This is a genomic window from Sporomusa aerivorans (genome assembly GCF_041428895.1).
GTDB lineage: Bacteria > Bacillota > Negativicutes > Sporomusales > Sporomusaceae > Sporomusa > Sporomusa aerivorans.
This window is the reverse complement of sequence record NZ_CP156926.1, coordinates 2,841,674-2,850,000: the sequence shown is the minus strand read 5'-3', so window position 1 is coordinate 2,850,000 and position 8,327 is coordinate 2,841,674. Positions and strand designations below refer to the sequence as shown.

Below are 8,327 nucleotides of genomic sequence, written 5' to 3'. Positions count from 1 at the left end.
AGGAACATCAGGAATATCTATGTTATCAGAACTACTTGCTTATTTCAGCAAGTAACTTCCGTCAACTAGCATTCCCTCAAAACCAAACAATGTAAGATCATGTATCTGCCTGATGTTCGCACATCGAATTAAGATAGACTTGTTTACGACGGTCTATCAGAAATCTACAGCCTGTAGACTCCCTCGATGGCATCGCCGACCTTGGAAGTAGTTCAGGTGTTACCCCGAACGGTTCTCCCTAGAAAGGAGGTGATCCAGCCGCACCTTCCGATACGGCTACCTTGTTACGACTTCACCCCAATCATCGGCCCCACCTTAGACGGCTGGCTCCTTGCGGTTACCCCACCGGCTTCGGGTGTTTCCAACTTTCGTGGTGTGACGGGCGGTGTGTACAAGGCCCGGGAACGTATTCACCGCAGTATGCTGACCTGCGATTACTAGCGATTCCGACTTCACGGAGGCGAGTTGCAGCCTCCGATCCGAACTGAGAGCTTGTTTATGCGTTTCGCTTACCTTCGCAGGCTTGCTTCGCTTTGTTTAAGCCCATTGTAGTACGTGTGTAGCCCAGGACATAAGGGGCATGATGACTTGACGTCATCCCCGCCTTCCTCCGCATTGTCTGCGGCAGTCTCCCTTGAGTTCCCACCATAACGTGCTGGCAACAAAGGATAAGGGTTGCGCTCGTTGCGGGACTTAACCCAACATCTCACGACACGAGCTGACGACAGCCATGCACCACCTGTTTTCGTGTCCCCGAAGGGAGGAACTAATCTCTTAGTTTTTCACTCAATGTCAAGCCCTGGTAAGGTTCTTCGCGTTGCGTCGAATTAAACCACATACTCCACCGCTTGTGCGGGCCCCCGTCAATTCCTTTGAGTTTCAACCTTGCGGCCGTACTCCCCAGGCGGGGTACTTATTGCGTTAACTCCGGCACAGGAGGGGTCGATACCTCCTACACCTAGTACCCATCGTTTACGGCCAGGACTACCGGGGTATCTAATCCCGTTCGCTCCCCTGGCTTTCGCGCCTCAGTGTCAGACACAGTCCAGAAAGTCGCCTTCGCCACTGGTGTTCCTCCCAATATCTACGCATTTCACCGCTACACTGGGAATTCCACTTTCCTCTCCTGCACTCAAGATCCCCAGTTTCCTGCGCCCATACGGAGTTGAGCTCCGCACTTAGACACAAGACTTAAAGATCCACCTACACGCCCTTTACGCCCAATAATTCCGGACAACGCTTGCCACCTACGTATTACCGCGGCTGCTGGCACGTAGTTAGCCGTGGCTTCCTCCTTTGGTACCGTCATTACCTTGCATTATTTACACAAGATACGTTCGTCCCAAACGACAGAGCTTTACGATCCGAAAACCTTCTTCACTCACGCGGCGTTGCTCCGTCAGACTTTCGTCCATTGCGGAAGATTCCCCACTGCTGCCTCCCGTAGGAGTCTGGGCCGTGTCTCAGTCCCAGTGTGGCCGTTCATCCTCTCAGACCGGCTACTGATCGTCGCCTTGGTGAGCCATTACCTCACCAACTAGCTAATCAGACGCAGACCCATCTCTAAACGGTAGCTTATATATAGAGGCCACCTTTCTTAACTCAGTCATGCAACCAAGTTACCACATTCGGTATTAGCACCACTTTCGCGGTGTTGTCCCCAGTTTAGAGGCAGGTTGTCTACGCGTTACTCACCCGTTCGCCACTATCTGCTATTCAACACCGAAAACTCAGGTGTTGGCACTTTTTATTTGCGTGAAGCGCTCTCTATCGTTCGCGCTTGACGCTGTCGGAGTTCACATCACCAAAACCCTCGGTGTTGAACAGCAGACCGTTCGACTTGCATGTGTTAGGCACGCCGCCAGCGTTCGTCCTGAGCCAGGATCAAACTCTCCAATAAAGTTTTATTTATTGAAGCCATCTGATGGCTCATAAAATTTAAAGAAATATTTAATGTGCTCAAATGAGCACCGCACATCTGGCATATGATGCATTACTTACATTGTTCAGTTTTCAGGGAACCGCATCACTCATTTTGTGACGGAATAATATCTTAACACGAACCCTTTGTTATGTCAACACAATTATTCGTGCCAATTATTTCCGCCGTACACAGCGACTTTTATAGATTATCACATTGTTTCCTTTATGTCAACTGTGTCTGATTGATTATTTTCATAGCCCAAAATGTCGTCTCTTTGTATGTCCAAACCTGCACCTAGCAGGTGGGCATCCTTAGATATGTTTTTGTCCTCCACTCTTTGATGGCTCGACAGCTGCATATCATTAGATTCCCTATTATTCAAAGTAGGTTGGACATATCTAAAGATAACATCCATTCCAGGCTATGTATGGAGGCGACACCCAGATTCGAACTAGGGGATCAAGGTCTTGCGGACCTTAGCCTTGCCACTTGGCTATATCGCCGTCATTTCAGAGTTATTACTATATCAGATTGTTCTTCTTATGTCAACTGTTCTTTTTAGAAGAAAAATCTATTATGAGAACCCGGCGGATTTTAAGTTTGCTACGTCTACCAGTTACGCCACTCTGGCGTTCCCGGATCAATACTATATCAACTGTTTTAATTCTTGTCAACAGCAACAACATTTTATCAGTTGAATTTAGCAACTAAATTTTCCTTCAGGAGTTACTCAGACTATAGAATTCCAGTATTGATAAACAATGCAGAAGGCAAAACCCCAGGCAAACAGTCTCGGAACCTTTACAGCACTACAGAAACTGCAATTGACTATAAATAACCGAAGAATTATCCAACTCTATGATATAGGGACTTAAACGTCGAAGATCTTCCGGCCGCCAGCCTTCGTTTTTTTCCGCCAACAGAGTGATAGCCTGTTCCTCTGTTTCAGCCAGTACAATGGCGGTTGCCTTGCCATACATGGAGGTATGTAAACAGGGTTCGTCTATCATACTCCAGCTATGATAGGTACGGTCGTGATTCCATATAAAGAGCTTCATCACAGCCTCCCTTAAAAGTTCTCGTTTATTACAATTCGCTTTCCTGCGTCCAAAGTAATGTTCTCTTTAAGTTCTTCCGCCTGTGCTTTTATGTGATTGCTTATTGCCAGAAAATCTTTGACAAAAAGTTTATCGTGAATAGCAGCAAGATTAATTTCAACTGTTGCCAATGCCGAATATACGCCTGCATAAGCTAGTAGTCCGCAGGCTAGGGATTCACTGGCTGCATTCGGGTTACCATATCGAACAATATCAATCGCAAAGTTCATTACTTGAAGGCATTTCTGTCCAACAGAGAGTGAAAAACGTGCAGCTTCCTTGGTTGCTTCTTGAATAGCTTTGCTCCTGGCCTGGATTTCAGTTTCATTGCGCTTAGGAAGTTTATAAGCATTAACAATTCCTAAGTAAGAGTGTCCATCACCATCTATCCCTTGCAACAGTTCTGCTTTTAATCTTGTACCTTCCTGTTTAAGTTTGGCAATAGATTCTTGCGCATCTCTAAACTTCTCTTTCCCCTCCGTCAGGCTGCAAACCATTAAACCTAATGCGGCTCCCAACGTACCTGCTAAGGCAGCCACACCTCCGCCTCCTGGCATAGGCGAGTCTGAAGCAAGATCATCGACAAAGTCGGTTATGCTTTTATGAATTAACATAGCGCTCACTCCTAATTAATGTTGATATCAAGAAATCTTTTCTTTACCTGTAGCATTAAATCCTTCTAATTCACATGATATGTTTTACATAACTGCCAACATCAGGAATTTTTTTCTTAAATCGAAGTATATTTTCGCGCCTTTTCATTCCATATCTGATACGCCTGCTATAAAGGCAACCCCTAGAACTTGCTGTCGGAGTTGCCTTTGTAGTTCGAATCTATTATTTAGATTCTTTCTACTGATTAAATAATCCATTCACCAGTTTTGGGGAGTTATTGTTTTGTTTTTGTCGATTACATTAAGCGGGTGCCGGCAGGCACATCTTTTACGATAGCTGAAGAAGCTGTGGAAGTATCTTGAGTGCCTATGAAAAAGATTTTTTTAACATTGGGAGCGATATTATAAATTTCGTTCCTTTTCCTGCTGCACTCTTTACATCAATCTTCCCGCCGTGCTTCTCTACGATCCATTTAGCTATAGCCAAACCTAAACCTGCTCCGCCGGAATTTCTTGACCGGGACTTATCTCCACGAAAAAAGCGGTCAAATATGCGCGGAATATTCTCAGGGACTATCCCAATTCCTGTATCTCGCACACTTATTATGGCGTTCCGGTTGGCTATATAACAGCCAACAGTGACCTGTCCGCCTGCAGGTGTGAACTTAAAAGCATTATCAAGCAGAATTACCATCAATTGATGTAATCTATCCTTGTCGCCTGCAACTTCTACATTGGGTTCAATATTAGCTGTTAAACCAATATGATTTAGTTCTTTAAATACCTCAAAATGACTGATTACCTCATTAATAACAGCACTTAGGTTAATCACACCAAGGTTTAGGTCAGACTTGCCGGAATCGGACCTAGCCAAGGTGAGTAGACTGGCTATTAGCTTGGTCATTCGTTTTGATTCTTTCATGATAGTATTAATCCTATGACATTCTTCCCGGATACTCTTATCCGGATATCGCAGCATTAGCTCGGCATTGCTGTATATCCCTGTTAAGGGCGAACGCAATTCATGGGATACGTCTGAAACGAATTGTTGCTGTTTTTCCCATGCTTCCTGGATGGGAACCATGGCCCGTTTGGCAAGAAGAAACCCGGCTAATATAATACCGAATACACTTATAACGCCGCCACCGACAATAAGCCATAAGCAGTTATTGAGCAATTGTACTTCCGAATCTACAATACTTATTATAATGACAGATTCAATCAGGAAATTGGTAGCATTATCGTAAATATTTTCCGGTTTTGTATAAGGCCATCTCATTAGTCTATAGATATGGCCTTCATATTCTTTGGTTGTCAACTCTCCAATTTCAATCGCGGAAGAAATCTCGTCAATATTTTTCAACTCATCTTCACGAAAAGGAATAGGATTTAGCGTTCGTCCGTCTGTGCTGCGGATTAATACAAAAATTCGCGGATCAAAAATCGGACGCTCTAATGGAACAACACGCCCATTGACCAGTCTAAATTCACTTGCATGCAAGAGCATGGCTTCGTCTATTCTGTCGTATAGGCGGTGAGAAAGATATCCATAAAGTATTGAGGTAAATAAAAAATATATAACGAAGAAAACAAATGAATTTATAACAGTCAATTGAGTCAGCGTACGTTGAAACATGCTAACTCTCCTTCAGCATAAAACCAACACCGCGAACGGTCTGAATCAGTGTGTCTAAACCATAAACAACCAGTTTTTTTCGCAGATGGTGTATGTATATATCAACAACACTAATTGAAGTTTCCGAATCCAATCCCCAAATCCGGTCAAAAAGCTGATCTCGCGTTACTATTTGTTCGGTATTTAGCATTAAAAATTCCAGGATTTCATACTCTTTATTAGTTAATCCGAGTGGTTCCGCGTCTACGAAACCATCCTTAAATTTGTTATTTAAGGTTATTTTACCGTAATTCAGCTGATCCTCTATAATTAGATTGCCTTTGCGCCGTATAAGAGCTTTGATTCGGGCCAACAATTCCCGCATAGCGAACGGTTTTACCAGGTAGTCATCCGCGCCGGACTCCAGGCCAATCACACGATCATCTACACTATCCTTTGCGGTCAGAAGAAGTATGGAAATAGCACAGCCGTTATTACGCAGAGTTTTAACGATCTCTAAACCGCTAAGCCCCGGCAGCATAATATCTAGCACAATTAAGTCATGTATTCCTTGTTCTGCTAAATACAGCCCTTCATCACCAGTTGCCGCCTGCTCCACTATATAATCTTCTCCGGTCAGAATTTCCACCGTTGCTTCTCTCAGAATATTGTCATCTTCAATAACAAGTATTCGCATTTCTAACTCCTTCCGCGATTGTTCTACCCCTAGTATGCTCCTGCAACTACAGAGACATGTTCACTCCTACTGCAAAAAAACAGGGATCACAACGCGCTGAACAAGTTACGCAGAAATTCCCCCGGTGTTGGCCTCTGCACGGCTATTATCCGTTTTTTTCCCAGGATAAAAAAAACCGGCGGCCAAAGTCTTTAAAATCATAAAGCTAAAATCACCCCAAACTCCTGGTACTTTGAAGTTCGCCAAAGTACCAGGAGTAATTTAGATAAGTAATTTTACTTTTCAAATAATGTCAGCAACTCCCCATAACCTTCTTTCTCCATTTCTTCTCTGGGAATAAACCGCAACGCGGCAGAGTTAATGCAATATCGTAAACCGCCTGGTTTTGGCCCATCAGTAAAAACATGTCCCAAATGTGAGTCTGCTTTTTTGCTACGCACTTCTGTACGGATCATACCATGGCTTTTATCTTTTTCTTCCCGTATCTTCTCTGCAGTCACCGGTTTCGTAAAACTCGGCCAACCACAGCCGGAATCAAATTTGTCCAATGAACTAAATAACGGCTCGCCTGATACGATATCGACATAAATACCTTCACGCTTATTGTCCCAGTATTCATTCCGAAACGGCGGTTCTGTCGCATTTTCCTGAGTTACAGCAAATTGAAGTGAATTCAGTCGCTTTTTTAACGGCTCATTCAGATTAAAATCAACATCTTTCCTGCTCATACAATCCCTCTCTTCGAAATTTTAATGATGTTTTTACAGATATAATTTTTACCTGCTTCGGAAACATATACATTTGCTCAGTACACATCTACAAGACATTTGCATGAAAAATTATCTTTTTCATTGACAGATACCAACTATAAGCGTATATTTAAATAAGCAAAGTTACACTTTAACTCAATATGGTAAAAGTGATGAGGGAGAACTTGTACTCTATGCCGTTTCAGAGAACCGGTGGTTGGTGTGAACCGGTACGGTGGGAATGCAAACGTCGCTCCTGAACTGCAAGGCTGAACTGCAAAGTAAGCTGCGCCGGTCTCTGCTCCGCAAGGAGTGCAGTCGTTATTCTGCTAAGGTTGTTTGACCTGATGAGAGATGCAGATAATCATATCTGTAAAAAGGGTGGTACCGCGAGAATATCTCTTGCCCCTTTAAGTCATTAGACTTGAAGGACAAGAGTTTTTTTATTTTTACAGGAGGTATATAGTGATGAGTACTTGAAAAGTATGGTTTGATCTACTTTGCAGAATTTCACGGTTTAAGGTGAGGCTTCGAGTAATTCCCGCGGAGATTGACTAACTTAAATAAATTATTTAGAAAGAGGGTACATAGTGATGAGTAAAGTACTAGATATAGATTGGGCAAATTTAGGGTTTAGCTATATAAAAACAGACTTTCGCTATATTTCCACCTGGAAAGATGGCCAGTGGGATGATGGCCAGTTAGTTACTGACAATAAACTGTCAATCAGCGAGGCATCTACCGCTTTACACTACGGACAGCAATGCTTCGAAGGATTAAAAGCCTACAGAACTAAGAACGGAGATATTCAACTTTTCCGCCCTTTTGAAAATGCCAGGCGGTTAAACCGTGGCGCTCATCGTCTGCTGATGCCTGAAGTTCCCGAAGATAAATTTGTGGAAGCCGTATTACAAGTGGTACGAGCCAATGAAGCCTATGTTCCTCCCTATGGTACTGGAGCCACACTCTATATCAGGCCGTTACTAATTGGCGTCGGCGATAATATTGGTGTCGGACCAGCCCCGGAATATTTATTCTCTGTTTTCTGCATGCCTGTCGGTCCCTATTTCAAGGGCGGTATGACACCTGTCAATTTTATTGTTTCCGACTTTGACCGGGCGGCTCCTTACGGCACAGGCGCATCCAAAGTAGGCGGCAATTATGCAGCAAGCCTGTATTCCTATAAATTAGCGAAAAAAAGCGGGTTTGGTGACTGTATCTACCTCGATCCCCTGACTCATACCAAAATCGAAGAAGTCGGTTCAGCCAATTTCTTTGGCATTACCTGGGACGATGAGTTTATCACGCCAAAATCCCCCTCGATTTTGCCAAGCATAACCAAATACTCTCTTCTCTATCTGGCGGAAAACTATTTAGGTTTAAAAGTGGCCGAGAGGGACGTCTTGATTGATAATCTTCAAGAGTTCAAAGAGGCGGGAGCTTGCGGAACTGCGGCTGTTATTACACCAATCGGCGGTATTCACTATCAGGATAAACTCCATGTCTTCCATAGCGAAACAGAAGTTGGCCCAAATACCACTAAACTGTACAACACTCTTTGCGGAATTCAATTCGGTGATTTAGAAGCCCCAGACGGTTGGATTGTTAAAGTCTAATACGGTACTGCTCAT

6 protein-coding genes, 1 tRNA gene, 1 rRNA gene, 1 other RNA gene and 1 other annotated feature are annotated in these 8,327 nt (G+C 43.7%); of the genes, 1 reads left to right on the top strand and 8 read right to left on the bottom strand.

What is annotated here, in order from left to right; all coding sequences use genetic code 11:
* Positions 1–242: 242 nt before the first annotated feature.
* From SATMO3_RS13320 to msrB, 8 genes are all read right to left on the bottom strand, one after another.
* A 16S ribosomal RNA gene (locus tag SATMO3_RS13320) occupies positions 243–1,900 on the bottom strand.
* 275 nt (positions 1,901–2,175) lie between these two features.
* A non-coding RNA gene (gene ssrS, locus SATMO3_RS13315) (6S RNA) lies at positions 2,176–2,350 on the bottom strand.
* Between the two features lie 2 nt (positions 2,351–2,352).
* A tRNA-Cys gene (locus tag SATMO3_RS13310) sits at positions 2,353–2,427 on the bottom strand.
* A 306-nt stretch (positions 2,428–2,733) separates the two neighbouring features.
* Positions 2,734–2,982 carry a hypothetical protein gene (locus SATMO3_RS13305; RefSeq protein WP_371381269.1) on the bottom strand — a complete coding sequence of 83 codons (249 nt, stop codon included), beginning with the start codon at positions 2,980–2,982 and terminating at the stop codon, positions 2,734–2,736.
* Between the two features lie 11 nt (positions 2,983–2,993).
* On the bottom strand, positions 2,994–3,635 hold the full coding sequence (locus tag SATMO3_RS13300) for a cyclodeaminase/cyclohydrolase family protein (protein WP_371381268.1): 642 nt from the start codon (positions 3,633–3,635) through the stop codon (positions 2,994–2,996).
* Between the two features lie 367 nt (positions 3,636–4,002).
* On the bottom strand, positions 4,003–5,271 hold the full coding sequence (locus tag SATMO3_RS13295; RefSeq protein ID WP_371381267.1) for a sensor histidine kinase: 1,269 nt from the start codon (positions 5,269–5,271) through the stop codon (positions 4,003–4,005).
* 1 nt (position 5,272) lies between these two features.
* Entirely contained in the window at positions 5,273–5,947 is a 675-nt protein-coding gene (locus tag SATMO3_RS13290) for a response regulator transcription factor (protein WP_371381266.1), read from the bottom strand.
* A gap of 275 nt (positions 5,948–6,222) precedes the next feature.
* Positions 6,223–6,675, bottom strand: a complete 453-nt coding sequence (msrB, locus tag SATMO3_RS13285) for a peptide-methionine (R)-S-oxide reductase MsrB (protein WP_371381265.1) — start codon at positions 6,673–6,675, stop codon at positions 6,223–6,225.
* Between the two features lie 185 nt (positions 6,676–6,860).
* Positions 6,861–7,109: a binding site (T-box leader), on the top strand.
* 180 nt (positions 7,110–7,289) lie between these two features.
* On the opposite strand from msrB, the gene SATMO3_RS13280 reads away from it, so the two are divergent.
* Positions 7,290–8,312, top strand: a complete 1,023-nt coding sequence (locus SATMO3_RS13280) for a branched-chain amino acid aminotransferase (RefSeq protein WP_371381264.1) — start codon at positions 7,290–7,292, stop codon at positions 8,310–8,312.
* Positions 8,313–8,327: the final 15 nt, after the last annotated feature.

Bases quoted from the DNA above. Each gene is read 5' to 3' on its own strand.
- SATMO3_RS13305 (WP_371381269.1), bottom strand. From the start codon at position 2,982: ATGAAGCTCTTTATATGGAATCACGACCGTACCTATCATAGCTGGAGT.
- SATMO3_RS13300 (WP_371381268.1), bottom strand. From the start codon at position 3,635: ATGTTAATTCATAAAAGCATAACCGACTTTGTCGATGATCTTGCTTCA.
- SATMO3_RS13295 (WP_371381267.1), bottom strand. From the start codon at position 5,271: ATGTTTCAACGTACGCTGACTCAATTGACTGTTATAAATTCATTTGTT.
- SATMO3_RS13290 (WP_371381266.1), bottom strand. From the start codon at position 5,947: ATGCGAATACTTGTTATTGAAGATGACAATATTCTGAGAGAAGCAACG.
- msrB (WP_371381265.1), bottom strand. From the start codon at position 6,675: ATGAGCAGGAAAGATGTTGATTTTAATCTGAATGAGCCGTTAAAAAAG.
- SATMO3_RS13280 (WP_371381264.1), top strand. From the start codon at position 7,290: ATGAGTAAAGTACTAGATATAGATTGGGCAAATTTAGGGTTTAGCTAT.